This window comes from Pseudarthrobacter sp. NamE5, from assembly GCF_005796225.1.
Lineage (GTDB): Bacteria > Actinomycetota > Actinomycetes > Actinomycetales > Micrococcaceae > Arthrobacter.
In genome coordinates, this window is record NZ_VAHO01000008.1 from 45432 (window position 1) to 71528 (window position 26097).

The 26097-nt window shown below is 65.6% G+C and carries 21 protein-coding genes and 2 tRNA genes; 2 read left to right on the top strand and 21 right to left on the bottom strand.

Going from position 1 to position 26097, the window contains the following annotated elements; genetic code table 11:
- The 5 genes from FDW84_RS11290 to leuC form a co-directional block, all read right to left on the bottom strand.
- Entirely contained in the window at positions 1 to 1053 is a 1053-nt protein-coding gene (locus FDW84_RS11290) for an NAD(P)H-dependent glycerol-3-phosphate dehydrogenase (RefSeq protein ID WP_138609471.1), read from the bottom strand.
- Positions 1050 to 1823 carry a lysophospholipid acyltransferase family protein gene (locus FDW84_RS11295; protein ID WP_138609473.1) on the bottom strand — a complete coding sequence of 258 codons (774 nt, stop codon included), beginning with the start codon at positions 1821 to 1823 and terminating at the stop codon, positions 1050 to 1052. The genes FDW84_RS11290 and FDW84_RS11295 overlap by 4 nt, the downstream gene beginning before the upstream one ends.
- 9 nt (positions 1824 to 1832) lie before the next feature.
- The gene (gene murA, locus FDW84_RS11300) at positions 1833 to 3158 is read right to left on the bottom strand and encodes a UDP-N-acetylglucosamine 1-carboxyvinyltransferase (protein ID WP_138609476.1); all 1326 of its coding nucleotides are present in this window, start codon (positions 3156 to 3158) and stop codon (positions 1833 to 1835) included.
- A gap of 149 nt (positions 3159 to 3307) precedes the next feature.
- Positions 3308 to 3910 carry a 3-isopropylmalate dehydratase small subunit gene (gene leuD, locus FDW84_RS11305; RefSeq protein ID WP_138609478.1) on the bottom strand — a complete coding sequence of 201 codons (603 nt, stop codon included), beginning with the start codon at positions 3908 to 3910 and terminating at the stop codon, positions 3308 to 3310.
- Between the two features lie 9 nt (positions 3911 to 3919).
- Positions 3920 to 5374: a 3-isopropylmalate dehydratase large subunit gene (leuC, locus tag FDW84_RS11310; RefSeq protein WP_138609480.1), complete on the bottom strand. Its 1455-nt coding sequence runs from the start codon at positions 5372 to 5374 to the stop codon at positions 3920 to 3922.
- Between the two features lie 113 nt (positions 5375 to 5487).
- On the opposite strand from leuC, the gene FDW84_RS11315 reads away from it, so the two are divergent.
- Together FDW84_RS11315 and FDW84_RS11320 are read left to right on the top strand one after the other, a co-directional pair.
- Positions 5488 to 6207, top strand: a complete 720-nt coding sequence (locus FDW84_RS11315; RefSeq protein ID WP_009356552.1) for an IclR family transcriptional regulator — start codon at positions 5488 to 5490, stop codon at positions 6205 to 6207.
- Between the two features lie 66 nt (positions 6208 to 6273).
- Positions 6274 to 6852, top strand: coding sequence for a DUF1697 domain-containing protein (locus FDW84_RS11320; RefSeq protein ID WP_138609482.1), 579 nt, complete (start codon positions 6274 to 6276; stop codon positions 6850 to 6852).
- A 6-nt stretch (positions 6853 to 6858) separates the two neighbouring features.
- On the opposite strand, the gene FDW84_RS11325 is transcribed toward FDW84_RS11320, so the two are convergent.
- From FDW84_RS11325 to ilvN, 16 genes are all read right to left on the bottom strand, one after another.
- Positions 6859 to 8475, bottom strand: a complete 1617-nt coding sequence (locus FDW84_RS11325) for a GTPase (protein ID WP_138609484.1) — start codon at positions 8473 to 8475, stop codon at positions 6859 to 6861.
- A complete protein-coding gene (locus FDW84_RS11330; protein WP_138609669.1) occupies positions 8472 to 10238 on the bottom strand; it encodes a dynamin family protein in 1767 nt (588 codons plus the stop codon). Before FDW84_RS11330 ends, FDW84_RS11325 begins: the two co-directional genes overlap by 4 nt.
- A gap of 190 nt (positions 10239 to 10428) precedes the next feature.
- Positions 10429 to 10504, bottom strand: a tRNA-Glu gene (locus FDW84_RS11335).
- Positions 10505 to 10640: 136 nt separating this feature from the next.
- Positions 10641 to 10712: transfer RNA gene (locus FDW84_RS11340), tRNA-Gln, on the bottom strand.
- Between the two features lie 109 nt (positions 10713 to 10821).
- Entirely contained in the window at positions 10822 to 11559 is a 738-nt protein-coding gene (locus FDW84_RS11345) for an HAD family hydrolase (protein WP_138609486.1), read from the bottom strand.
- Positions 11559 to 13073, bottom strand: coding sequence for a glutamate--tRNA ligase (gene gltX, locus FDW84_RS11350; RefSeq protein WP_138609488.1), 1515 nt, complete (start codon positions 13071 to 13073; stop codon positions 11559 to 11561). Before gltX ends, FDW84_RS11345 begins: the two co-directional genes overlap by 1 nt.
- 49 nt (positions 13074 to 13122) lie before the next feature.
- Positions 13123 to 13899 (bottom strand): fumarylacetoacetate hydrolase family protein, encoded by a 777-nt coding sequence (locus tag FDW84_RS11355; RefSeq protein WP_138609490.1) that lies wholly within the window; start codon positions 13897 to 13899, stop codon positions 13123 to 13125.
- Between the two features lie 42 nt (positions 13900 to 13941).
- Positions 13942 to 14742 carry an MBL fold metallo-hydrolase gene (locus tag FDW84_RS11360; RefSeq protein ID WP_138609492.1) on the bottom strand — a complete coding sequence of 267 codons (801 nt, stop codon included), beginning with the start codon at positions 14740 to 14742 and terminating at the stop codon, positions 13942 to 13944.
- Positions 14743 to 14959: 217 nt separating this feature from the next.
- Entirely contained in the window at positions 14960 to 16072 is a 1113-nt protein-coding gene (locus tag FDW84_RS11365) for a branched-chain amino acid aminotransferase (protein WP_138609494.1), read from the bottom strand.
- Between the two features lie 105 nt (positions 16073 to 16177).
- On the bottom strand, positions 16178 to 17230 hold the full coding sequence (locus tag FDW84_RS11370) for a 3-isopropylmalate dehydrogenase (protein WP_138609496.1): 1053 nt from the start codon (positions 17228 to 17230) through the stop codon (positions 16178 to 16180).
- Positions 17231 to 17400: 170 nt separating this feature from the next.
- Positions 17401 to 18960 (bottom strand): methionine--tRNA ligase, encoded by a 1560-nt coding sequence (gene metG, locus FDW84_RS11375; protein WP_138609498.1) that lies wholly within the window; start codon positions 18958 to 18960, stop codon positions 17401 to 17403.
- Positions 18961 to 18994: 34 nt separating this feature from the next.
- Entirely contained in the window at positions 18995 to 19750 is a 756-nt protein-coding gene (locus tag FDW84_RS11380) for an ABC transporter ATP-binding protein (RefSeq protein ID WP_091721010.1), read from the bottom strand.
- Positions 19747 to 22542 carry an ABC transporter permease gene (locus tag FDW84_RS11385; RefSeq protein WP_138609500.1) on the bottom strand — a complete coding sequence of 932 codons (2796 nt, stop codon included), beginning with the start codon at positions 22540 to 22542 and terminating at the stop codon, positions 19747 to 19749. Before FDW84_RS11385 ends, FDW84_RS11380 begins: the two co-directional genes overlap by 4 nt.
- A gap of 214 nt (positions 22543 to 22756) precedes the next feature.
- The gene (gene serA, locus FDW84_RS11390; protein WP_138609502.1) at positions 22757 to 24346 is read right to left on the bottom strand and encodes a phosphoglycerate dehydrogenase; all 1590 of its coding nucleotides are present in this window, start codon (positions 24344 to 24346) and stop codon (positions 22757 to 22759) included.
- Between the two features lie 125 nt (positions 24347 to 24471).
- A complete protein-coding gene (gene ilvC, locus FDW84_RS11395; protein ID WP_138609504.1) occupies positions 24472 to 25497 on the bottom strand; it encodes a ketol-acid reductoisomerase in 1026 nt (341 codons plus the stop codon).
- Between the two features lie 86 nt (positions 25498 to 25583).
- Positions 25584 to 26096, bottom strand: coding sequence for an acetolactate synthase small subunit (gene ilvN, locus FDW84_RS11400; protein ID WP_009356538.1), 513 nt, complete (start codon positions 26094 to 26096; stop codon positions 25584 to 25586).
- Position 26097: the final 1 nt, after the last annotated feature.

The window sequence follows — 26097 nt, forward strand, 5'->3', positions numbered from 1 at the left end:
TCAGTAATCGCCTTCAGGTTTCAGTTCCCGGGACAGCAGGACGGGCCCCAGTTGGTCAACGGACAGCTTGCCGGCCAGAACGGCAACGACGGCGGCAGTGATGGGCATCTCGACACCCAGCTTGCCTGCAAGTTCATGGACGGCCTGGCCCGATTTTATGCCCTCGGCGGTCTGGGTCATCTTCTGCCCCACCTCCTCCAGCGTGAGTCCCTGGCCGAGCAGCCGGCCGGCGCTATGGTTCCGGGACAGCGGCGACGAGCAGGTGGCCACGAGGTCGCCCAGCCCTGCCAGGCCTGCCATCGTCTTGGCTTCACCGCCAAGGGCCAGGGCGAGCCGGGACGTTTCCGCAAGGCCGCGGGTGATGACCGAGGCCTTGGTGTTGTCCCCCATCTGCTTGCCCTCGCAGATGCCGACGGCCAGCGCAATGACGTTCTTGACGATGCCGCCGATTTCCACGCCCACGATGTCGGCTGTGGTGTACGGGCGGAAGTAGGGAGCAGTGCAGGTCCTGGCAAGCCAGCCGGCAGCGGCAGGATCGGTACACGCCACCACCGAGGCGGTAGGTTCTTCCCGGGCAATCTCCATGGCAAGGTTTGGTCCGGAGACAACGGCAATGCGCTCGGTGGGCAGGCCCAGTTCTTCGCTGATGACCTCGCTCATCCGCGCGTCGGTGCCCAGCTCCAGGCCCTTCATCAGGGAAACAACCATCGCGTCCGGGGCGATCATGTCCTTCCACTCGCGCAACTGCGGCCGAAGGGACTGGGCAGGAACCGCGATGACCACGAGGTCGGCACCGTCCAGTACCGCCGCGACATCGGTGGACGCCGTGATGCTCCCGGGCAGCGGGATGTCCTTCAGGTACTGCTGGTTGCGGTGAGTGGTGTTGATCTGCTCCACGATTTCAGGGCGCCTGCCCCATAGTCTGATGGTCCGCGGATGACCGGTGGCAGCTGCGGCGTCAGCCAGGATCTTGGCGAAGGTTGTTCCCCAGGAACCGGCGCCAAGAACGGCAACCGAACGGGCGGAACCCGTCCGCCTGTTGTCAGCGGTCACGGGGTTTCCGTTCCAGGCCCGGCCTGCTGGCCGCCGCGCTCCACGAACCTGCCGTGCTTCGCCTGCTGCTGCTTGGCCGGATCCCACCGCTGCGCGGGAGGTTCCTCTCCCCTGAGCTCCGCCAGGAGGGCAGTGATTGCCTCCATGATGGCGTCAGTGGCCGCAGCCAGCGTTGCCTTGTCGAGGGGACGTCCGCGGAAGGCGCTCAGGTCCACCGGCTCGCCCACCACCACTCGCGATGTCTTGCGGGGGAACAGGTGGAACCGCTTGCCGTAGCGCGGAAAGACCTCGTGGGCCCCCCAGTGGGCGATCGGAACCACAGGAATGCCGCCCTCAAGGGCAAGCCGAGCCGCCCCGGTGTGGCCCTTCATCGGCCACAGGTCCGGGTCGCGGGTCAGGGTGCCTTCGGGATAGATGATGATGGCGCCACCCTCGGCGACCACCTCCTGGGCGACCTGGAGGGAGCGGTTGGCTCCCGCCGTCGAACGTTCCACCGGTACCTGCTTGGTGGCCCGCAGGACCCAGCCCAGGACCGGAACCTTGAAGAGCCCGGACTTGGCCAGGAAGTGCGGAGCACGTTTCTGGTTATAGAGGAGGTGGCCGATGATCAGGGGGTCAATCTCGGTGCAGTGGTTCGGCGCGGCAATGAAGCCTCCCGCAGGCAGCCTTTCGGTGCCTTCCCACTTCTTGTTCATCATGAGGTTGAACAGGGGACGCACTATCGCGGCGACCACCACAAAGGTGGCGCGGCTCTTGGCCGATTCCTTCACTGTGGTCCGCTACTTCGTGGTGGTGATGTCGAAATCGGCACCCAGCCCGGCCAGCTTTTCGGTAAAACGCTCGTAGCCGCGGTTGATGATATCGATGCCCGTGACGCGTGAGGTGCCGGTCGCCGCCAGCGCGGCGATCAGGTGGCTGAAGCCGCCGCGCAGGTCCGGGACGTCGATGTCGGTTCCCTTGAGCTGGGTGGGACCGGAAATGACGGCGGAGTGGAGGAAGTTGCGCTGGCCGAAGCGGCACGGGACGCTGCCCAGGCATTCGCGGTGAACCTGGATGCTGGCACCCATCCGGATCAGGGCGTCAGTGAAGCCAAAGCGGTTCTCGTACACCGTTTCGTGGACGATGGACACGCCTTCGGCCTGGGTCAGGGCCACGACCAGCGGCTGCTGCCAGTCGGTCATGAAACCAGGGTGCACGTCCGTCTCCAGCACCAGCGGGGTGAGCTTTCCGCCGCGGTGATAGAAGCGGATGCCGTCCTCGCCGATGTCCATGCCGCCGCCCACCTTGCGGTAGGTGTTCAGGAAGGTCATCATGTCCCGCTGCGAGGCGCCTTCAACGAAGATATCACCGCGGGTGACCAGGGCAGCGGAGGCCCACGATGCCGATTCGTTGCGGTCGGAGAGCGCGCGGTGGTTGTAGCCGCCGAGGTCGCGGACGCCCTCGATGCGGATGGTACGGTCCGTCTGGACGCTGATGATAGCGCCCATCTTCTGCAGCACGGCGATGAGGTCGATGATCTCAGGCTCGGTTGCAGCACCGGAAAGCTCGGTGATGCCCTCGGCGCGCGTCGCGCTCAGCAGCACCTGCTCCGTGGCGCCGACGGAGGGGTACGGCAGCGAAATCTTGGCCCCGTGCAGGCCCTTCGGCGCCGAGATGTGGATACCGCCGGGGCGCTTCTCCACTACCGCGCCGAACTGGCGCAGGACGTCCAGGTGGTAGTCGATGGGCCGGTCGCCGATCTTGCAGCCGCCGAGGTCCGGGATGAACGCTTCACCAATGGCATGGATCAGCGGTCCGCAGAGCAGGATGGGAATCCGGGAGTCGCCCGCGTGGGCGTCGATCGCAGTGCTGGGCGCCGTCTTGGCCGCCTTCGGATCCAGGGTGAGATCCCCGTTGACCGGGTCCTTCTCCACTGTCACGCCGTGCAGTTGCAGGAGGGAGGTGACCACCTCCACGTCCTTGATCTCCGGAACGTTCCGCAACACCGACGGTTCGTTGCCCAGCAACGCTGCCACCATCGCCTTGGGAACAAGGTTCTTTGCTCCCCGGACGCTGACGCGGCCTGTAAGCGGGACTCCGCCGCGAATTGTCAGAACACTACTCATATACCGGTTTCCTTACGATCATTCGCCCCCAAATCCTGGCAAAGGCTCCAACCAAGCATAGGAGGTCGCGTTACCGAACCGAAATAAGCGCGCGACGGCGGCAGGGCGTGGCGCGCCGCCGTGACCCTTGCCAGGGCTGCTTCAGCCCCTCAGGAAAGGCGGGCGGGCAGGGTTTTGGGCAGAAACGCGGGACGGGTTGCTTCATAGGCCGTGATATCCGACTCATGCTGCAGGGTCAGCCCGATATCGTCCAGCCCTTCGAGCAGGCGCCAGCGGGTGTAGTCGTCAATGTCGAACGGGGCCACGATGTTCCCGCACACTACCGTCTTGGAGACGAGGTCAACGGTGACTTCTGTTCCGGGGGCGTTCTCCAGCTCTTTCCAGATCAGCTCGATGTCGTCCTGGGCAACCTGCGCGGCCAGCAGGCCCTGCTTGCCCGAGTTGCCCCGGAAGATGTCGGCGAACCGGGAGGAGAGCACGGCCTTGAAGCCGTAGTCCTTCAGCGCCCACACAGCGTGTTCGCGGGAGGAGCCGGTGCCGAAGTCAGGGCCAGCCACGAGGACTGATGCCGCGTTGAAGGGTTCCTGGTTCAGGATGAAGGACGGGTCCTTGCGCCATGCCGAGAACAGGGCGTCCTCGAAGCCGGTGCGGGTGATCCGCTTGAGGTAGACCGCGGGGATGATCTGGTCCGTGTCCACGTTGCTCTGCCGCAGCGGGACGCCGATTCCGGTGTGGGTGGTGAACTTTTCCATGGCTTTGTCCTAGGCTGCGTCGGTGCGGATGGCGGCTGATTCAGGGGCCGGATCAAGGTCCGACGGCGAACTGAGCGTGCCACGGACGGCGGTGGCTGCAGCAACCACCGGCGAGACCAGGTGCGTGCGGCCGCCCTTGCCCTGGCGCCCTTCGAAGTTCCGGTTCGAGGTGGAGGCACAGCGCTCCCCAACCTCCAGCTGGTCAGGGTTCATGCCCAGGCACATGGAGCAGCCGGCAAAGCGCCATTCCGCTCCGAAGTCCTTGAACACCCGGTCAAGGCCTTCAGCCTCGGCCTCGAGGCGCACGCGCGCGGAGCCTGGCACCACCAACATGCGGACGTTGGGGTCCTTCTGGCGGCCGCGGATGATGTCCGCGGCGGCCCGCAGATCCTCCATGCGGGAGTTGGTGCAGGAGCCCAGGAACACGGTGTCCACCCGGATGTCCTTCATGGGCGTGCCGGCTTCGAGACCCATGTACTGCAGGGCGCGCTCCGCGGCTGCCTTGGCGTTCTCGTCACCGAAGTCCTCGGGTGACGGCACGGCTTCGGACAGGGAGACGCCCTGGCCGGGGTTGGTGCCCCAGGTGACGAAGGGCTCAAGCGTGTCGGCGTCCAGGTCCACCTGTGCATCGAAAACTGCACCGTCGTCCGTGCGCAGCGTGTTCCAGTACTCGACGGCGGCGTCCCAGTCAGCGCCCTGTGGTGCGTGCGGACGGCCCTTCATGTACTCGTAGGTGGTTTCGTCCGGCGCCACCATGCCGGCGCGGGCTCCTGCCTCGATGGACATGTTGCAGATGGTCATGCGCGCTTCCATCGACAGGGCGCGGATGGCTGAGCCGCGGTATTCCAGGACGTAGCCCTGACCGCCGCCGGTGCCGATCTTCGCGATGACCGCCAGGATGATGTCCTTGGCGGTCACCCCGGGAGGCAGCGTTCCCTCAACGTTGATGGCCATTGTCTTGAACGGCTTCAGGGACAGCGTCTGGGTGGCCATGACGTGTTCCACCTCTGAGGTTCCGATACCCATGGCCAGCGCGCCGAAAGCACCGTGGGTGGAAGTGTGGGAGTCGCCGCAGACAACGGTCATGCCGGGCTGGGTCAGGCCCAGCTGGGGACCGACGACATGCACAATCCCCTGCTCGGCATCACCCAGGGAGTGCAGCCGGACGCCAAACTCGGCACAGTTGTTGCGCAGCGTTTGGATCTGCGTCCGGCTGGTCAAGTCGGCGATAGGCTTGTCGATGTCCAGCGTGGGAGTGTTGTGGTCCTCCGTGGCGATGGTCAGGTCCGGCCGCCGCAGCTTCCTGCCGGCCAGGCGCAGGCCCTCGAACGCCTGCGGGGACGTGACCTCGTGGACCAGGTGAAGGTCGATGAAGAGAAGGTCAGGCTGGGCGTTGGCTCCGTCGCCGTCGCCTTTGCGCACCACGTGTGCGTCCCAGACTTTTTCGGCCAATGTCTTTGCCATGGCCATCTCCCTTCACTGCTGTTTGGCTGATGAGATCCACTGAACCAGTACCGCTTCGCACTGCGCCAGCCCAAAGATTTGCATCTCAGATATTGAGACGGCAATATCATTACATGGACAATTCTAGTGGAGTCGGTGTCATTGATAAAGCGGCCCAGGTGCTTGATGCACTCGAAGCCGGCCCCACTACTCTGGCGCAGCTGGTGGCGGCCACCGGCCTTGCCCGGCCCACTGTCCACCGCCTCGCCCTTGCCCTGGTCCATCACCGGCTGGTGAGCCGCGATATCCAGGGACGCTTCGTCCTGGGCAGCCGCCTGGTTGAGCTGGCATCCGCTGCCGGCGAGGACCGGTTGATCGCGTCCGCCGGCCCAGTGTTGATGCAGTTGCGCGATGCCACCGGCGAGAGCGCCCAGATTTTCCGGCGGCAGGGCGACTGGCGCGTCTGCGTCGCTTCAGCTGAGCGCCCAATCGGCCTGCGGGATACCATCCCGGTGGGGACCCAGCTGTCCATGAAGGCAGGATCGGCCGCCCAGGTGCTGCTCGCCTGGGAGGACCACGACCGCCTGCTCGAGGGGCTGCAGTCGGCCCGCTTCACGCCTACTGTCCTGGCGGGCGTACGACGGCGGGGCTGGGGCCAGAGCCTTGGCGAACGTGAGCCGGGGGTTGCCTCAGTCTCGGCGCCGGTGCGGGGACCTTCCGGCCGGGTCATTGCGGCTGTTTCGATTTCCGGCCCCATTGAACGCCTCACCCGCCAGCCCGGGCGGCTGCATGCAGAAGTGGTCTGCAACGCGGGCCGGATCCTCACCGAGGCCCTCCGTAAAAACAACGACTGACGCGGGAACAACGGCCCCTGCCGCCGCAGCCCTGACCTCCGCCCTCCCGGCGCTAGGCTTTTCGGCATGGGCAGCTATGCAGTCTTCCTCCGCGGCATCAACGTCGGCGGCATTACCATCAAAATGGCAGACCTCCGGGAGGCATTGAAGGGCTGCGGCTTTCCAGCTGCCAAGACCCTCCTGGCCAGTGGGAACGTGGTGCTGACCAGCAGCCTCGATGCCCGCGCCGTCAAGCAGGAATGCGAGAAGTGCCTCCGGGAAGCGTTCGGTTATGACGCTTGGGTTGTGGTCCTGGAGGCAGCCCGGGTGGCAGAACTGGTGGCTGCCTGCCCCTACCCGGACAACGACAAAACCACCCACACCTACATCACGCTTTCCTCTGATGAAGAAACGCTGGATGAACTCGACAAAGCAGGGGCGGCGCTTGAGGGCCATCAGCAGAAGAGGCTGGGACCCGAGGCTCTCGCGTGGCTGGCCCCTGCCGGCGGAACACTCGACAGCCCCTTCAGCAGGATCTCGGCCAAGCCCCGGTTTAAAGGCGCCACTACAACCCGCAATTTGCGGACCCTGGTCAAGGTGCGGGACGCAGCTGCGGATCTCGCGGCCGCAGCGAGCCAAGGCGACTTAGCCCCTCCCGCCGGTTGAATCCAGCTAGCCGGCGGCGGCTGTCTTCAAGGCGGCACTGAAAGCAGCCTGCCTGCTGACTTCCACCTCCACCGGTTCCACCACCAATTCCTGGGCCACTGCGGCCACTGCGGCATTGAGCCGTTTCCGCGCTTTCGCCGCCCGTGCATTCGCGGCGGCGGCGGCGATGACCCGGCCGGTGACAGCAAGGAAAATCCCCAGTGCCACCCCGCCGGCTATCATCAGCGTGGGGACCGGCCAGCCTTCCACCCGGAGCACCTCCGGCACCGGCATCTGGAAATATCCCAATGCCGCCAGTACGCCGAGCCACCCCAGTCCAGCGAGCACGGTGAGCAGCGCCAGCCACTGGATGACGTTGAACACCCCCCACCACCAGGACTTCCGGTTGGCGGCAAGGTCGGTTCCCGCGATGGCCTGGTCAAGTGCATCCGGCAGCCTCTCCCTGCCCTCGCGGGCGGCGGCCCGGATGGCGGCACGCCAGGGACCCGGGGCGCCGGCGCTGGCGGCGTCGGCGAATTCGCGCACCGCCGCGTCCGTACGCGCCCGCTCCGGGGCTCCGGCCGCCGGCAGGGAGGTGCGGTTCAACTCGGAAGGTGAAGTACTGCGGAGATTCAGCCGACGCAACGGGTCTGCACGGAACCTGGAGAGCCACCGGGTCACCGGCCAGCCCGTGCGCCTCACCGACTCCAGGCGGTAGGACTGTCCTACCGCCCGGACTACCACCGGCACGTTGGCTGCCACCGCCAGCTCGTCCGCCAGGCGCCGTGTTGAGGCAGGCCGGACACCTGCGGCCGTCCCCTCGCCGGAAGCGGCACCCAGTTCCGCCGAAGCTTTCGTGATATCGGCGGCAAGGCGCTGCGACTGGGCATTCCGCTTGACGGCCACATCGCGAATGGCTCCCCGGACCTGGTTAACGCCCGCCCCGGTCAGGGCGGAGGCCGCGAGGACCTGGACCTTGCCGAGGCCGTCGCGGGAAAGGATTGACCGCAGGGACTCCATGACGGGCTGCACGTCGCGCTCGGGCAGCCGGTCCACCTGGTTCAGCACCACCAGGGTCACCGCCCCATGGGAAGCCAAACGGGACAGGAAGTCATTGTGCACTGCCGCGTCGGCATACTTCTGCGGATCAAGGACCCACACCAGGACGTCCACCAGCCCTACCATCCGCTGCACCACTTCCCGGTTGGAAGCCTTGGTGGAATCGAAGTCGGGAAGGTCCAGCAGGATCAGGCCGGTGCTTTCGTCAGCGAAACCCTCCACCGCAGCAGCGTGGTGGCGGTTGCGAACCTCCAGCCAGTCCAGCAGGGGCTCGCTGCCCTCGGCTCCCCATACCCCTGCCAAAGGCTCGGACGTCGTGGGACGCCGGGCGGCCGCCGTCGCGATTTCTGCTCCGCTAACCGCATTGAAAAGGGAGGACTTGCCGCTTCCGGTGGCGCCGAAGAAGCCGACGACGGTGTGCTCGGCAGACAGCGAGCGTCGTGAACTGGCACGCTCCAGGACGCTGAAAACCTCCTGCAGGGACTCGTCGGGGAGCACCCCTTCGCCGAGCTCACGTGCGTCGTTGAGGGCCGAGAGACGGCGGTCCAGCCGGGATGATTCGCGCGTGTCACTGTGCCGGCTCATCCGCGGTCCGCCAGCCGGACCAGTGCGTCCGCGTGGGCGGCCAACGCCTCCGGTGCGTGCTCATCGCGTTCAGGCAGGCGGGACAGGAACTTCTGCCGCTCTTCCTGCAGCAGGCGCTGGCAGCGTACGTGCAGGTCCTCCCGGGCCTTCTCCGCCATGCGCCGGACCGCGTCCTCCCCGAAAACTGCCTCCAGCAACCGCTGGCCCACGACGGCGGTGCCTCCTGCCACGCCTACCTCCAGTCCTGTCAGTCCCGCCGTCATGGAAAACACCACGATCATCAGGGCGGCGCCCAGGCCGTTGATGCCGAAGGACAGCCAGCGCGCCTGGGTGCGCTTTCCCTGGCCTTCGGTGCGGATCAGATCCATCAGCGCTTCCTGCCAGGCCCTGATTTCCGCAGCGGCCCGATCCTCGAAGCCGGACGTCGTTCCCGAGAGGTCGTCCTTTCCCAGGAGCTGGCGCCCGGCGGGGTCGGTGCGCCAGCGCTGGTCCGTGTCCTCGGCGGCATTGGCAGCTTCGTCGACGATGACTGCCTGCAGGCCTGTCTCGATGGCTGCTTCCACCCTCACCGCAGGGGGCGGCTCGCCCCGGAAGAAGGCGCCCACCCGGTCGCGGAACCGGCCCACGTTCTGCTCGAGGGTCCGGAAGAACTCCCCCGTGCCCACGAAATCCTGCCAGCGGGCCAGAACTTCTCCCCGCAGGAGCGCACCGTCCCTGGTCGAATCCAGGATCCGTTCGGCGGCGTCCCGGTAAGCGGCCATGGCGGCAGCCTCCAGGGCGTCTGCTGCATGGTGCTGATCCTTTGCCGCCTGTGCCACTGCCGCAACCCGGCCCGCCAGGGCCCTGACAGTCCCGTTCAATGTGCGCCGGGCGATGTCGGACCGGCCGGCAGCGTCGGCAGCCAGATCCGCCAGCCATGTCTTCAGCGGCAGGACACTCCCGGCCGGCAGCATGCCCAGGGAATCGAGGTTGGTTTCCGGTATGACGAAGAGCTGGGCTGCGCCCAGGCCTTCGCGGTCCAGGAGCCTGCGCAGGTCCGCGCTCACTTCTGCCTCTGCGCCCGCCGGCACCCGGTCCAGGACTACGCCTACCATGATGTCCCGCGAGGCGGCGTCCAGGAGCAGTTTCCAGGGGACGGCGTCAGCGTAGCGGTTGGCGGTGGTGACAAAGATCCACAGGTCGGCAGCGGCCAGGAGCTGTGCGGCCAGTTTGCGGTTGTCGTCTGAGATGGAGTCGACGTCAGGGGCGTCCAGGACCGCGATTCCGGCCGGAACGCCGGGGTCGGCCACAAGCACCAGGGAAGACATGGCGCCCGCGTCCGGGGCGGCGCCGGCCCGGCTGGCCGGTACCGGACTGCTGGTGACGTAACCCCGGATCCTGCTCAGGCTGGGCAGGACACGCTGGCCTTCAAACCACGCGGCCTCGGACGGGTGGTGAAGGAGGATCGGCTGCCGGGTGGTGGGGCGGATGGCCCCGGAACGGGTGACGGGGTGGCCCACGATACCGTTGACGAGCGTTGACTTCCCGGCGCCCGTGGAACCGCCGACAACTGCCAGGAGCGGCGCGTCAAGGCTGCGGTACCGCGGGAGAATGTAGTCGTCGAGCTGCGCTACTGCGCTGCCGGCTTCGCGTCGGGCCTGTTCGGCTTCAGGCAGGGCCAGCGGCAAAGTTGCGCCGGTCAAGGCATCACGCACTTCCTCCAGCAGTGTTACGGCTGCCAGTGCAGTACCGCCGTAGGACGGCGCCGTTGGCGCACCCTGCAGGTCATCGTGCTCGTTGAATGAGGTCACAGGATCATCATGCCAGTTCAAGCACCCGCAGTTCTCGGTTCCGGCGCGCCTGCAGCTGCTGCCCCACGTTGGCTTGTGCAACACTGACGCTTTCCGCACTCCTGCGGGCCGCGTCACCAGGGGAAGCAAAATGGCCCCGGGCGCCTGCCCGGGACCATTTCCTTGGTGACCCCAGCGGGATTCGAACCCGCGTTACCGCCGTGAGAGGGCGGCGTACTAGGCCGCTATACGATGGGGCCGTGTACTTTACCGTACTTTTTCAGCGTTTCCGCTGGTCAAGCTCAGTGATTGTTTCACACACTTCGCTCTGGTTTCAAATCGGCGAACCGCATGAAACCTTCTGTCCTGAACACCGAATCAGTCCTCAAACCAGAGCTGGGATACCAGGACTCGAACCTAGAATGACGGTACCAGAAACCGTAGTGTTGCCAATTACACCATATCCCAATGGCACTTTCGGGCCGGTTTTCAAGGGCTTTCCCCTGCTCCGTGCGCCTCAGCACGAGAAATTACTTTACCCGACACTTCCGGCCCGCACAAATCGGAGCACTGTGATCTAGGTGACCAGTTCGTCCAGGGAGGCCACCATGCCGCCGTCGAACCCCTCCACCTGCTCCCCCGCCCGGTTGAGCCAGACGCCCAGGAGGCCGGCCGCCGTCGAGCCCTCGGCGTCCAGCAGGCGGTTGTCACCCACGTAGAGGGTCTCGAAAGGCGCCGTGCCCAGCAGCCGGACTCCTTCAAGGTAGATGGCCGGATTCGGCTTGGCCACGCCCAGTGTGTCTGTGCCCACCAGGCGCCGCACCCGTTCAAGGCCGGCACCGTCGAGCTTCGCGCGCTGGTAGTCGTGGACGTTGTTGCTCACGGCGCCATAGGGGATGCCCGCCCTGTCCAGCACGTCCAGCAGTGGCATCACGTCCGGAAAGGGCTTCACGTACGCGGGCTGTTTTTCCATGTAGGCCGTCAGCCACTGATGCGATTGCTCACCGTCGGCCAACTCGACCCCGAAGTGGCCCAGGGCAGCCCGGCCGCGCAGCAGGCGCTGTTCGTTGAACGTCAGCTCACCCGCCAAATAACGGTCGTAGTAGTGTGTGGTTTCGTGCGTGAAAATGCGCCCGAACCGCTCCCACCCGGCCTGGTCAAGGCCGGGCAGGAGGTGCTCGCTGACTTCCCGCAGGGCGGTGGTCATCGAAAATTCGAGATCCACCAGCGTGTCATCGATGTCGAACAGGATCCCCCGCACCATCCCGAAGCGGGTGGAAAGAGCAGCGGAGGTGGCGGTGCCGGGCGCAGTCATCAGCCGCGGAAGGTCCGGAGCCTGCGGAGGGAGGAGTCCCTGCCCAGGATCACCATGGACTCGAACAGCGGCGGGGAAATGCGCCGGCCGGAAACAGCCGTCCGCACCGGACCGAAGGCGAGGCGGGGCTTCAGGCCCAGGTCCTCCACGAGCGCCTGCTTGAGGGCAGCCTGGATGTCTTCGGCCGTCCAGTCCTGGACACCGTCCAGGACGGTGATCGCCGCGTCCAGCACCTCCTCGAGGTTGGCCGGCAGGCCCTTCCGGGCGTCGTCCGCGATGTCGATTGCGTCGTCGTCCTTGAACAAAAAGCCGAGCATCTCCGGCGCCTCGCCCAGCAGAGTGATGCGTTCCTGGATCAGCGGAGCTGCCTCGGTGAGAATCTTCTCCTGCCGTGCCGTGAGCTGCTCCCCCACGTAGCCGGCAGTGCGCAGGTAGGGCACAAGCCGGTCCCGGAAGTCTTCTGAAGCGAGCATCCGGATGTGGGTGCCGTTGATGGCCTCGGCCTTCTTGATGTCGAAGCGCGCCGGGTTGGCCAGCACGTCGTGGACGTCGAAGTTTTCGATGAGCTGGTCCACGGTGAAGATGTCCTCGTCAGCGGAGAGGCTCCAGCCCAGCAGCGACAGATAGTTGAGGAGGCCCTCGGGGATGAAGCCCCGGTCCCGCAGGAGGAACAGGTTGGACTGCGGATCCCGCTTGGACAGCTTCTTGTTGCCCTCCCCCATCACGTAGGGAAGGTGGCCGAATTCAGGCATGTACTGTGCCACGCCCAGTTCCATGAGCGCCCGGATGAGGACAACCTGGCGCGGCGTGGAGGAAAGCAGGTCCTCCCCGCGCAGCACATGGGTGATGCCCATGAGGGCGTCGTCAACGGGGTTCACCAGCGTGTAGAGCGGGGAACCATCGGCGCGCACAATGACATAGTCCGGGATGCTGCCGGCCTTGAAGGTGATCTCGCCGCGGACGAGGTCGGTGAAGGTGACGTCCTCATCGGGCATCCGGACGCGGAGCACCGGTTCCCGGCCCTCGGACTTGAAGGCCGCCACCTGCTCTTCGCTGAGGTCGCGATCAAAGTTGTCGTAGCCGAGCTTCGGGTCGCGGCCGGCGGCCCGGTGGCGCGCCTCCACTTCCTCCGGCGACGAGTAGCACTCGTAGGCGTAGCCGCCTTCGATCAGCTTGGCCACCACGTCCTTGTAGAGGTCCAGGCGCTGCGACTGCCGGTACGGCTCGTGGGGACCGCCAACCTCCACGCCCTCATCCCAGGTGATGCCCAGCCACTTCAAGGCTTCCAGCAGCTGCTCGTAGCTCTCCTCCGAGTCGCGTGCCGCGTCCGTGTCCTCGATCCGGAAGACGAACGTGCCCTTGGTGTGCCTGGCATGGGCCCAGTTGAACAGCGCCGTGCGGACCAGCCCGACGTGCGGGGTCCCGGTAGGCGAAGGGCAGAACCGGACCCGCACGGGTGTGTCGGCGGAAATGGAGGGCAGGGAGGCAGCATTCGACGCAGAAGCAGTAGTCATAGTGGCTTCAACTTTACCGTCTGCCGCCAGTGGTTCAGGTGGCGCGGGGTCAGCGGCGCACGATGGGGTTGGACAGGCGGCCGATGCCTTCGATGTCCACCTCGATGCGGTCCCCCGGGCTCACCAGGCCAACTCCAGCCGGTGTCCCGGTCATGATGACATCACCCGGCAGGAGTGTGAACGCCTGCGAGACGATGGACACCAGTTCGCGGACTCCCCTGATCATCTGGCTGGTATTTCCATCCTGCCGCAGCTCCCCGTTGAGCCGGGCCTGGATCCGCACGTCCTCGGTGTCCAGCTCGGTCTCAATCCACGGCCCCAGCGGCGCAGACGTATCGAAGCCCTTGGCGCGGGTCCACTGCAGGTCGGTTTTCTGGACGTCCCGGGCGGTGAGGTCGTTGCCGCAGGTGTAGCCGAAGATGACGTCGTCCACGCGGTCCTCGGGCACGTCCTTGCAGATCCGGCCGATCACTACGCACAGCTCCGCCTCGAAAGAGACTTCCTCGGAGAAGTCCGGCAGCACAACAGGATCGTTGGGGCCGACGACGGCGGTGTTGGGCTTCAGGAACAGGAGCGGCTGGGCGGGGACTTCGTTGCCGAGTTCACGCGCGTGCTCCACGAAGTTGCGCCCCACGCCGATCACCTTGCTCCGGGGAATGATGGGGGCCAGCAGCCGGATGTCCTCCAGCTTGTGCCGTACGGAGGTGCGCTCCACGCCGCTGAAGAAGGGATCTCCGTGGATGACAGTGATCTCCTCACTGCCCGTCTCACCTTCGACAACACCGTAGAGGGGATCAGAATCGACGACAAACCTGGCAATACGCATGGCTCCTACCCTACCGTCTTGCCCCCAGCCTCCCGGCCGCGGCTAGTGCCGTGCTGACCCGCCGCGCAGGTAGTGGAGCTGCGCGGCAACGGAAGTTTCAGCGGCGCGCCGGACGGAGGGGTCGACGTCGGAATAGACGGCGTCGGTGACGTCACGGACGGCTGCGTCCTGGCCCAGCCGGTCCAAGGCGTCGCGGATCTGCCCCAGCCGGTCGAGACGGTGGCTGCGGTAACTGCCGACGATGTCCGTCAGCGAAGTGAGTGCGGGACCGTGCGCGGGCAGGACGGTCGCCTCGCCCAGGGCTTCAAGCGTGTCCAGCGAGGCCAGGTAGTCGCCCAGGCTGCCGTCCGGATAGTCGAGCATCGTGGTGCCGCGGCCCAGGATGGTGTCCCCGGTCAGGACCGAACCGTGCGGGCCGTCGCCGGGTAGCTGGAAGCAGACTGAGTCGGAGGTGTGGCCGGGAGTTGCCATCACCCGGATCTCCAGTCCTGCCGCGAGGATGGTTTCCCCTTCCACAAGAGGGTGCCCTCCGCCATGGCAGTGGTTGGGATCGGCGGCGCGGACAGGAGCTCCCGTCAGTTCACGCAGCCGGCTGGAGCCCGCGGTGTGGTCTGCGTGCCGGTGCGTAACAAGGATCAGCTTTACCGGGCCGGCGGCCGCCAGCGCCTTGAGATGGGCCTCGTCGAGTGGACCTGGGTCAACCACCACGGCGCCTTGATGACCCGGGGCCCGCAGCACGTACGAGTTGGTTCCGTCCAGGCTCATCGGCCCGGGATTGGGAGCCAGGATCGATTGCGTCAGGGCGGAGCTGCGGTGAAGGGCGGGACCGGAAGCTGAAGTCACCACCCCATCTTTGCATCGACGGCTGGATCGCGGGTGTCCCGGCAACCGGAACGTCCGCCGCAACCGGGCGATTGCCGAAGAAGCGGCACGGAGGCACTGAAGCCAGTGTCCCGCAAGGCCCTCAAGATCGCCGCCCGGACGGCCGCCCGCCGCTGACGGACGGCGGCCGCCGGGACCTGGCCCGGCAGCCGCCGTCGTACGTCAGGATTGCGCTGGACTACGCCAGGCGCGTCAGCCAGCCGTGCGTGTCGGGGAGCCTTCCGGTCTGGATGCCGAGCAGCTGCTCGCGGATGGCCATGGTGGTCTCCCCCGCCTTGGCGTCCTCGGAACCAATGAACTCCGTCGCGTCCTTAAGGACACCGATCGGAGTGATGACGGCGGCCGTACCGCAGGCGAAGACCTCGGTGATGTCGCCGGAGGCAACGCCGTCGCGCCATTCGTCCAGGGTGATCTTCCGCTCGGTGACCTCCCGGCCCATGTCCTTGGCCACCTGGATGACGGACATCCTGGTGATGCCTTCCAGGATGGTGCCGGTGAGCGCCGGAGTAACCAGCGAGCCGTCCTTCAGCACGAAGAAGACGTTCATGCCGCCCAGCTCCTCAACGGCGTTGTCGTTGAACTGATCAAGGAAGAGGACCTGCTTGCAGCCGTTGGCTTCAGCTTCCTGCTGGGCGATCAGCGAGGCAGCGTAGTTGCCGCCGCACTTCGCATCGCCGGTGCCGCCTCGGCCTGCCCGTGCGTACTGGCGTGAGATCCAAATGGAGACAGGCTTCAGTTCGCCGCCGAAGTAGTTGCCGGCCGGCGAGGCGATCACCCGGAAGGACACCTCACGTGCAGCCCGCACACCCAGGAAGGCTTCGGTGGCGATCATGAACGGCCGCAGGTAGAGGGCTTCGCCGTCACCGCTGGGGACCCATTCCTTGTCAGCAGTGACAAGCTCACGGATTGCGCCGAGGAAGTATTCGGCCGGCAGTTCAGGAAGGGCGAGCCTGCGCGCGGACTTGTTCAGCCGTGCCGCGTTTGCTTCGGGGCGGAAGGACCAGATGGAACCGTCCGCGTGCCGATAAGCCTTGAGTCCCTCGAAAATCTCCTGCCCGTAGTGCAGCACCGCGGCGGACGGGTCCAGGACAATCGGTCCGTACGCTTCAATCCGGGCATTGTGCCAGCCGCCGTTGCCGTGCTCGTCCACGCTGTAGTCAACAACCGCTGTGTGGTCGGTGAAGTGGTTGCCGAATCCCGGGTTGGCCAGGATGGCTGCACGTTCTTCAGCAGACTTCGGGTTGGCCGATAGCTGCTGGCTGAATTCGACGCCGGGGGCGGTCTGAGTCATGGTTCCTCCACGATCGGCCGCCCCGGGTTCAGCGCTGAACTACCAGGGCGGCATTTGGTGATTCGAGACAAGCTTACGCCCCTAGCCTGAGGCCCTGGCGCGGGGTCAGAGCCCGGCGGCGATGGCGTCGCCGATGGCACTGGTGCTGCGTGCACCGCCGTCGCGCCTTTCGACGTCGGCAACCACTGCCGCTTCAATCCTGCGGGCCGCTGCAGCGTAACCGAGGTGGTCCAGCAGGAGGGCGGCGGAGAGGATGGCGGCCGTGGGGTCCGCTTTGCCCTGCCCGGCAATGTCCGGGGCTGAACCGTGGACCGGCTCAAACATGGACGGCGCCGTACGGTCCATGTTGATATTGCCGGATGCCGCAAGGCCGATGCCGCCGGTGATGGCCGCGGCAAGGTCGGTGAGGATGTCACCAAAGAGGTTATCGGTGACGATCACATCGAAACGGGACGGGTCCGTGACCATGAAGATGGTGGCGGCGTCCACGTGCAGGTAGTCGTGGGTAACCTCGGGGAATTCCTGTGCCACTGCCTCGACGGTGCGCTTCCACAGATGGCCGGCATACACCAGGACGTTGTGCTTGTGTACCAGGGTGACGTGCTTGCGTTCCCTGGCGCTGGCTCGGCGGAAGGCGTCCCGGACCACGCGCTCCACGCCGTGGGCCGTGTTGAGTGAGACTTCGGTCGCCACCTCCTGCGGGGTGCCGACGCGCAGGGTGCCGCCGTTGCCCACGTAGGGCCCCTCAGTGCCTTCTCGGACCACTATGAAGTCGATGGTGCCGGGGTTGGCCAGCGGGGAGCCGACGGTTCCGTAGAGCCGGGAGGGCCGCAGGTTGACGTAGTGGTCAAGGCTGAAGCGGAGCTTGAGCAGCATCTCGCGCTCAATGATGCCGGAGGGAATGCGGGTATCGCCGGGGGCAGCGCCCACCGCGCCAAACAGGATCGCGTCCCGCCTCCGGAGATCCGCCAGGACCTCGTCCGGCAGGGTCTCCCCCGTGGCCAGCCAGTGCTCGGCGCCGAGCTTGTAGTGGGTCTGCTTGAGTTCTGCACCCTCAGCCGCCACCGCCTTTTCAAGGACTTTGAGTGCCTCAGCAATCACCTCGGGGCCAATGCCGTCGCCGGGGATAACTGCAAGATCAATGGAGGATGCGCTCATGGATTCAGGGTAGCCAAGCGATCCATATGCTGGTCAAGCCGTCTCAGGTTGTGGACGCGCGGTAACCCTCCTGCAGTTGATGCGCGAAAACGGCGAACGCTCTCTCACTTCCCGTTCAGGGGTGAAAGAGCGTTCGCGGAAAAGCCGCGTTAAGTAAGAGAGCGTCCGGACTAAGCCTCCGCAGGCTCCTCGTACTTGGGAAAGACAGGCGCAGGAGCCGGCAGTTCGATACCGGAAGCGATGCGCGTGGCGATGGCGCTGAACTGGCGGGCGTCGCCTTCGGGCTGGCCCAGTGCGTCCAGGAGCTTGGCCGTGGCGTTCGGCATGACCGGCTGCGACAGGATGGCTACGGTCCGCAGAACTTCCAGCGTCACGTACAGGACGGTATTCATGCGCTCGACGTCGGTCTTCCGCAGCACCCAGGGCGCCTGCTCAGCGAAGTAGGCGTTGGTGTCACCCAGCACATGCCAGATGGCTTCCAGGGCGCGGCTGAACTCCTGCTTGTCGAAGGCGGCACGGGCAGTGTCAAGGAGGGCATCGGCCTGGGCAAGGATGGCAGTGTCAGCGGCCGTGAATTGTCCTGGAACGGGAACGCGTCCGTCGCAGTTCTTGGCCACCATGGACAGGGAACGCTGGGCCAGGTTGCCAAAGTTGTTGGCAAGGTCCGCGTTCATCCGGCCCACGATCGCCTCGTGGTTGTAGCTGCCGTCCGCGCCGAAGGGAACTTCCCGGAGGAAGAAAAAACGCACCTGGTCCAGGCCGTACTGGGCCACGAAGTCGGCCGGAGCCACCACGTTGCCCAGCGACTTGGACATCTTTACGCCGTTGTTGTGCAGGAAGCCGTGGATCATGACCCGCTTGGGCAGTTCCAGGCCCGCGCTCATGAGGAAGGCGGGCCAGTAGATGGCGTGGAAGCGTGAGATGTCCTTGCCGATGATGTGGACATCCGCGGGCCAGTACTTGCGGAACTTCCCGGACTCCACGTCCGGGTACCCCACGCCTGTCAGGTAGTTGGTCAGGGCGTCCACCCAGACATACATCACGTGCTTGTCATTGCCGGGAACCGGTACTCCCCAGTCGAACGTGGTGCGGCTGATGGAAAGGTCTTCCAGGCCACGTTTGACGAAGCTGATGACTTCGTTGAAGCGGTACTGCGGCGCACCGAATTCAGGTTGGGCCTCGTAGAGGGCAAGGAGTTTTTCCTGGTACGCGGAGAGCCGGAAGAAGTAGCTTTCCTCAGCGGTCCAGGTCACCTCGGTATCGGTTTCCCTGGAGTACCGCACGCCGTCGTCCTTCACCACAGTGTCATCTTCGCCGTAGAAGGCCTCGTCACGGACGGAATACCAGCCTTCGTACTTGGAGAGGTAGATATCGCCGTTGGCCTCCATCTTCTTCCAGATCGCCTGCGAGGCGGCATAGTGGTCGGCATCGGTGGTGCGGATAAAGCGGTCGTACGTAATGCCAAGGGCTGCGTGGGCAGCTTTGTAGATCTCGGCGTTACGGTCCACGAGCTCCTTGGGCGTTACACCTTCCTTCTCGGCCGTCTGGGCAATCTTCATTCCGTGCTCGTCGGTGCCGGTCAGGAACATCACGTCATAGCCGTCAAGGCGCTTGAAGCGCGCCATGGCGTCCGTGGCTATGTACTCGTAGGCGTGGCCGATGTGCGGCACACCGTTGGGGTAGGTGATGGCCGTGGTGATGTAAAACGGCGTTTTCTCTGAAGCAGTCACGTGGAGGACGTTACCTTCGGTGCGGAGGGACGGGCTAGATGAGTTCAGTCAGGCTGTCGCTGAGCCGGACCAGTTCGTGGTCGTGCGAGGCCACCAACACGGCGATACCGTCCGACGTGGTGTCCTTCAGGATGCTGATGATGCGGTTGGCGGAGGCACGGTCCAGGCTCGCCGTCGGCTCGTCCACCACCAGCACCCGGGTGCCCAGGATCAGGGCGCGGGCAATGGCAACGCGCTGGCGTTCGCCGCCGGAGAGCTGGGCCGGGCGGTGCCGCATCCTGCGGCCCAGGCCAACCAGGTCCAGGAGGTCCTTGGCCATGTCCCGCCGCTGGTCCACTTCGCCGTCCGGGACGGCGGGGAGGAGAACATTCTCCAGCGCGCTCATCCCGTCGATCAGGGCGCCGCCCTGGTCAACGTAGCCGATAAGCGCACGACGGCGGTCGGCAATTTCGTCATCGCCCATGCTTTCAAGGGAATCACCTTCCCAAAAGACGCGGCCCGACGTCGGCAGCGTGAGTCCCGCTCCGACGGTGAGGATGCTGGTCTTGCCGGAGCCGCTTCGGCCGGCGACGCAGTGCATCTCGCCGGCGTGCAGGGTCAGGTCGAAGCCCTCCACCACGCTGACGGCCTCCGCCCCGCCCTTGCCGCCGCCGTAGCGGATGGTGATGTCGCTCAGCTCCAGCGGGGTGGCGTGGTCAGCCGCCTTGACGATGGTGTTGGCGCGGGTCTGCAGGGGAACCTCGCCGGAGCCGCCCCTGCGGCTCCGCTGGACGTTCGTCGGGTTTGTCATTGGACTACTTTCGTTGCAATCGGTATCCAGCAAAGTACAGCCACAAGGCCGGCGACGCCTGCCCACAGCGCGGCATAGGGGGCCAGCAGCAGACCGATGCCCAGGGCGCCCAGCACGCCCAGCGGCAGGGCCACGGTTCCCACCAGGGCATTCTCGAACAGCCGGACCTGGCGGAGCATGTCCGGGTTCCAGCCCATCGCCTGGAGGATGCCAAGGTACTGGCGCTTGGCATTAAGTTCGAAGCGTCCGGTCACCAGGGTCAGCACCAGGCCCACCACCACTCCGGCAAGGGCCAACAGGATGCTCGGCATTGCCACGGCGGCGGCTGCCAATCCACTCAGTGCACTGGCTCCGGCAGCGCGCGGGATGTCGATGAGCAGGGCAATGAGACCGCCGACTGCTGCTCCGAACACACCAACCGCTACGGCGAGCGACAGGGTGTTGAACTTGTTGGTGCTCAGCTGGCGGTTGGCGAAGGTCAGCGGTGAATCCACCTGGATCAGCCGTTCGTCATGCTGCGGTTCCTGGTCGATGACGTCCCTGTGGCGCAGCTGCTGCGCCGCGAAGAGGGCGGCTGCCGCGTAGAGCACCAGGACGGCGACGCATACCAGCGCTGTGGCAAGGCTCCAGCTGACCAGGCTCAGCACGACCCCCGCTACGGCAAGCAGGACGGCGCCGACGCCGAACTCTTCCAGCACCCAGCTGCGGATCCGCCGCTGGGTCCAGCCCATGGCCCTCAGGGTTCCCGCCTCGCTCCGCCGCTTGCGGATGTAGCTCACGGTGGATGCACCGGTGAGGAGGGCAGCGCCGCAGAGCGTCAGGAAGAGCAGCGTGACGTTGGTGCCGGACAGTGAGCCGGTGACGGCGTCAGCGGCGTTCTGCCGGACCCACGACTGCTGGACGGTGCCCAGGGCGGACTCCTTGCCGGCGTCGTCCTTGGTATAGCCGGGGACGAAGATGCTGGCGTCCTCGCGGGCCGAGCCGGCAACGATGGTGGCCTCGAGGCCCATCCCGCGGATGTCGGTGGCCAGCTGCTCGACGTCGGGCTGCGCCTCCTTCCAGCTGCCTGGCGCCTTCGCACGGACGCGGACGGCGTCGATGACGGCCGCGTTTTCGGTGTAGCCGCGGGCGGCGGCGAGGCCGTAGTAGTCCGTGATGGCGCCTGCCGACTGGCTGGCGAGTCCGGTGGCACTCAGGGACGGTTCCAGCTCGGTGGCGGGAACGTCATTCCCGGCGGCATCCTTGACCAGCGTCATGGGGGTGGGATCATAGCCGCCCAAGGGCAGCTTATTGACGTCCCCGGCGGCAGCAGCAACTGCAGAGGGGTCGAACGTGCCGTACACCATGGCCAGCGGAGCTGCCGTTTTTTTGCCTGTTTCCAGGTCCTCCCGGTAGGCACGCTCGTCTACGGGCTCGCGCTGTGTCTGGTCAACGGGGGCGCCGTTGGCGCTCTTCTCGGGCAGCCGGTTGACGGTCACCCATTCACCGGGCACCGCTGCCTTGTCCACTGCGCCGTTCGCGGCAGTGTCCCCGTCGGTGTAGCGGGGTGCGGCAGCGAAGTCAGTGCTCCATTCGGCCGGGGTGTACAGGCCCTGGTTGAAGTTGCCTGTTGCGCCGAGCAGGGAGGAATGGTCTGTGGAACCGGGCCAGGACAGGACGAACGGATCCTTCGAAACGAACGGAAGGTAGTCCTTGTCCAGTGAGCGGGACACGGTGCCCACCTCCTGGACCAACTTGCCGGCGTCGTCAATCTCCTCGATCTTGACGTTGTACTTCAGGTCCAGGGAGGTGCCTGAGCGCACGATCAGCGGAATGGCCTGCGAGTCGGCGGTCAGCTGCCCGGTCCGCTTGGCCTGCTGGTACTGGGTCATCAGGGGCGCCCAGTACTTGAGCTTGACGCCCAGGAAGTCCGGCCCCTCCTCCAGCTCATCGAGGCGGATGCCGTTGGTGAAGAGACCCTCAAAGTAGCGACCGATGGCTCCGGCGTCACGGGCGTCGGCCGGCGGCGCCTTTTCCAGTGGGGCAAGGAAATCGCCGGCTGAACCCAGCAGTGCACGTTCCGCGGCCGGATCGACGGCCACCACGGATTCCGTGACTTCCGGGGCGAGGGGCAGCGACACGGAGACATTGAACAGGTTGTGTTCGGAGCCACCGGCAGGAGACGGAAACTTGATGCCGGTTTCGTCCCCGGGGGCGGCTATACGGATGCTCGTTCCGCCCGCCGCCTTCTCCTCCACGAGGCGGGCTTTGCCAAGGGTGCCTTCAGCCGTGGACTTGAAAAGGGTCTGCTCGGACACACCGTCCGAACTGACTGCACTGGCGGTCAGCCGGTACTTTTTGGTGTCATCGCCCAGCACCGATTCTGCGGCGGGCCACTGGTCCGGCGCCGTGGCGCCGGCAGCCTGGTCCGCGGTCGCAGTACCGGCGAGCCCGGCGTTGTAGCCCAGGTAGTCCATGGCGTCGAGGCGGGGCGCCTCGAGGTTCTGGGTCACCCGCGAGACCAGGCTGATGGGTGCTGCCACGGAGGTTCCCGACAACTTCCTGATGGCCTCCAGCTGTTCGAAGCTGATCCCCCCGGTCCCGTTGGCGATCTCCGGCTGCAAAAGCGCCCCGGTGGGGGCTTTCGCCTGCACCAGGACGTCGTACAGGCCCCGTGAATTTTCGTCCACGGTCCGGCTGAGTGCAGCCTGCGACTGGCTTTCGACAAGGACCGACAAGCACATGGCTGCGATCAGAATGGCCGCGGTCAACAGCAGCACCCTGCTTCTGATGAACCTCTGGACGGCGTTCATGGAGCTCCCTGGAACCTGGATTGCGTGCGCACATTCGGGTCCGCCCCAGGCGGACATGGGCTATGACGGACGGATGTGCAAAAGGTAGTGGCCGGCCTGCGGGCCGGGTCCTGGAACAGGACCAAGCCAATTTAAGCAGACCGGCCAATCATACGTGGCCTCCCCGGGACTCGCCGAAGGGAGGCCGGTGGTTCGGTGTTTCCCTCGGTGTGGGCTAGTCCTCCAGGTCCACTTCACGAACCATCTCGGCACCAATGCCGGCCTTGATGGCATCCAGGACCTGCTGGGGCACGGAGCTGTCGATGGTGAGCAGCGCAAGCACCTGTCCGCCCTCGTCCGAGCGTGCAACCTGCATGCCGGCGATGTTGATGTTGTTCATGCCCAGGATGTGCCCGATGGTTCCCACCACGCCGGGACGGTCGGTATAGGCCACAACCACCAGGTGTTCACTGATGGGGATTTCCACTTCGAACCCGTTGATGCCCACCAGCTTCTGGATCTGCTTGGGTCCGGTCAGGGTGCCGGCCACGGAGATCTGGCTGCCGTCGCTCAGGGCGCCGCGCAGGGTCAGGACGTTCCGGTATGACTCGGTTTCCGGCGTGGTGATCAGGCGGACATTGATGCCGCGCTGCTCAGCGATGACCGGGGCGTTGACATAGGACACCTGCTCGGTAACGACGTCGGCGAAGATCCCCTTCAGTGCGGCCAGTTCCAGGACCTTGACGTCAAGGGAGGAGATCTCGCCGGCCACTTCGATGTCGAACTGCGTCAGCGAGGCGTGCGTCAGGGCGGTGAAGATGCGGCCGAGCTTCTCGATCAGCGGGAGGCCCGGGCGGACGTCGGGGGCGATGACACCGCCGGCGACGTTCACGGCGTCGGGAACCAGCTCGCCGGCAAGTGCCAGGCGGACGGACTTCGCAACCGAAACGCCGGCCTTTTCCTGTGCCTCGTCGGTGGAGGCACCCAGGTGCGGCGTGACCACCACGTTGTCCAGCTTGAAGAAGGGCAGGTCGGTGCTGGGCTCCTTGGCGAAGACGTCGACGCCGGCGCCGGCAATTTCCCCGTCCTGCAGGGCCGTGAAGAGGGCTTCTTCGTCCACGAGGCCGCCGCGGGCCACGTTCACCACGTACGCGGTGTTCTTCATCTTCTTGAAGGCATCCGCGCCCAGCATGCCCACAGTCTCAGGCGTCTTGGGCATGTGGATGGTGATGAAGTCGGCCTGGGCCAGGAGTTCGTCAAGCGTTACCAGCTGCACGCCGAGCTGAGCTGCGCGGGCGGAGGTGATGTAGGGGTCGTAGGCGAGGATCTTGGTGTCGAAGCCCTTGAGGCGGGCAGCCACGAGGGCACCGATCCGGCCGAGGCCGATGATGCCAATCTTCTTCTCGAAGAGCTCGATGCCCGTGTACTTGGAGCGCTTCCACTCGCCGTCCTTGAGGGCTGCGCTTGCCTGCGGAATGTGGCGGGCCAGGCTGAGGATGTGGCCAACGGTGAGTTCGGCGGCGGAGACGATGTTGGAGGTGGGGGCATTGACCACCATCACGCCGGCCTGGGTGGCGGCCTTGATGTCCACGTTGTCCAGGCCAACACCGGCGCGGGCGATGACCTTGAGGTTCTTAGCGGCGGCAATCGCCTCGGCATCGACCTGGGTGGCGGAACGGACCAGGATCGCGTCAACGTCGCCGATGGCAGAGAGCAGCTGGGAACGGTCGGCGCCGTCTGTCTGGCGGATCTCGAAGTCCGGGCCCAGTGCCTCGATCGTGGCGGGGGAAAGTTCTTCGGCGAGCAGTACTACGGGTTTTGACACGGCTGATCCTCTGCGTTGCAGTCCTGGGGATGAAACAAGTCTAGGCCGACGGAAAGGCCGGGCTCACATTATTAAGTGTGAACCCGGCCTCACGGTGCCCAAGGGGTGGTTGGCGGCAGACAGCCTTAGCGGGCTGCTGAGCCTTCCACGTAGTCCACGTCCTGCTGCTGCCAGGAGAACAGAGAGCGGAGCTCGCGGCCCACGGCCTCGATGGGGTGCTGCTCAGCCTTGGCACGCAGCTCCTTGAACTCGATGCCGCCGTTGTCCTGGTCCTCGATGAAGCGCTTGGCGAAGGCACCGGACTGAATGTCGGCCAGGACGGCCTTCATGTTTTCCTTCACCTCGGGGGTGATGACGCGCGGGCCGGAGACGTAGTCGCCGTACTCTGCGGTGTCGGAGACGCTCCAGCGCTGCTTGGCGATGCCGCCTTCCCACATGAGGTCAACGATCAGCTTGAGCTCGTGGAGCACCTCGAAGTAGGCGATCTGCGGCTGGTAGCCGGCCTCGGTCAGGGTTTCGAAGCCGTACTGGACCAGCTGGGATACGCCGCCGCAGAGGACAGCCTGCTCGCCGAAGAGGTCGGTTTCGGTCTCTTCGGTGAAGGTGGTCTTGATGACGCCGGCGCGGGTGCCGCCGATGGCCTTGGCGTAGGACTTCGCCAGGTCCCAGGCGGAGCCGGAGGCGTCCTGCTCAACGGCGATAATGTCCGGGATGCCACGGCCGGCCTCGAATTCACGGCGCACGGTGTGGCCGGGTGCCTTCGGGGCGACGAGGATGACGTCAACGCCCTCCGGCGCCTGGATGTACCCGAAGCGGATGTTGAAGCCGTGGGCGAAGGCCAGTGCCTTGCCCGGCGCCAGCTTGTCCTTGATGGACTCGTTGTAGATGGACCGCTGGTGCTGGTCCGGAGCCAGGATCATGATGACGTCGGCCCATTCGGCGGCGTCGGCGACGACCTTGACGGTGAAGCCTGCGTCTTCGGCCTTAGCCTTGGACCGTGAGCCCTCCTGAAGGGCAATAACAACTTCGACGCCGGAATCGCGCAGGTTGAGCGCGTGGGCGTGGCCCTGGGATCCGTAGCCAACAATGGCAACCTTGCGACCCTGGATGATCGACAGGTCGGCGTCGTCGTCGTAGAACATTTCAGTCACTTGCGTAACTCCTCTTGAGTGGTTTTCTCGATGTGTGTTGTGTGGTGCTGCGGTTACGGGCGGAGGTCCGGCCCAGGCCATATTGCCTAGGCGGAACGCAGCGCCCGGTCACTCATGGAGCGGGATCCCCGTCCAACGGCCAGGGTGCCGGACTGCACGATTTCGCGGATGCCGAAGGGCTCCAGCACTGAAAGCAGGGCTGCGAGCTTCTCCGGGGTACCGGTTGCCTCGATCACCAACGAGTCTGTGGACACGTCGACGACGGCGGCGCGGAACAGGTCTGCAGCCTGGGTTACCTGCAGGCGTGTTGCGGCATCTGCACGTACTTTGACCAGGATGTGGTCTCGCTGTACGGAAGATTCAGAGGTGAGCTCAACAATTTTGATGACGTTGATCAGTTTGTTGAGCTGCTTGGTGACCTGCTCGATGAGGTCGCCGTCGGCGTCGACGACCACCGTCATCCGGGAGATCCCCGGAACCTCGGTGGGGCCCACTGCCAGTGAGTTGATGTTGAAGGCACGGCGCGCGAAGAGGCTGGCGACCCTGGTCAGGACGCCGGGCTTGTCTTCGACCAGAACGGAAAGTGTGTGGCGGCTCATG

Excerpts from the sequence above, each read along its gene's own strand:
- murA (WP_138609476.1), bottom strand. The coding sequence starts at position 3,158 with ATGAGTAGTGTTCTGACAATTCGCGGCGGAGTCCCGCTTACAGGCCGC.
- leuD (WP_138609478.1), bottom strand. The coding sequence starts at position 3,910 with ATGGAAAAGTTCACCACCCACACCGGAATCGGCGTCCCGCTGCGGCAG.
- leuC (WP_138609480.1), bottom strand. The coding sequence starts at position 5,374 with ATGGCAAAGACATTGGCCGAAAAAGTCTGGGACGCACACGTGGTGCGC.
- FDW84_RS11315 (WP_009356552.1), top strand. The coding sequence starts at position 5,488 with ATGGACAATTCTAGTGGAGTCGGTGTCATTGATAAAGCGGCCCAGGTG.
- FDW84_RS11320 (WP_138609482.1), top strand. The coding sequence starts at position 6,274 with ATGGGCAGCTATGCAGTCTTCCTCCGCGGCATCAACGTCGGCGGCATT.
- FDW84_RS11325 (WP_138609484.1), bottom strand. The coding sequence starts at position 8,475 with ATGAGCCGGCACAGTGACACGCGCGAATCATCCCGGCTGGACCGCCGT.
- FDW84_RS11345 (WP_138609486.1), bottom strand. The coding sequence starts at position 11,559 with ATGACTGCGCCCGGCACCGCCACCTCCGCTGCTCTTTCCACCCGCTTC.
- gltX (WP_138609488.1), bottom strand. The coding sequence starts at position 13,073 with ATGACTACTGCTTCTGCGTCGAATGCTGCCTCCCTGCCCTCCATTTCC.
- FDW84_RS11355 (WP_138609490.1), bottom strand. The coding sequence starts at position 13,899 with ATGCGTATTGCCAGGTTTGTCGTCGATTCTGATCCCCTCTACGGTGTT.
- FDW84_RS11365 (WP_138609494.1), bottom strand. The coding sequence starts at position 16,072 with ATGACTCAGACCGCCCCCGGCGTCGAATTCAGCCAGCAGCTATCGGCC.
- FDW84_RS11370 (WP_138609496.1), bottom strand. The coding sequence starts at position 17,230 with ATGAGCGCATCCTCCATTGATCTTGCAGTTATCCCCGGCGACGGCATT.
- FDW84_RS11380 (WP_091721010.1), bottom strand. The coding sequence starts at position 19,750 with ATGACAAACCCGACGAACGTCCAGCGGAGCCGCAGGGGCGGCTCCGGC.
- FDW84_RS11385 (WP_138609500.1), bottom strand. The coding sequence starts at position 22,542 with ATGAACGCCGTCCAGAGGTTCATCAGAAGCAGGGTGCTGCTGTTGACC.
- ilvN (WP_009356538.1), bottom strand. The coding sequence starts at position 26,096 with ATGAGCCGCCACACACTTTCCGTTCTGGTCGAAGACAAGCCCGGCGTC.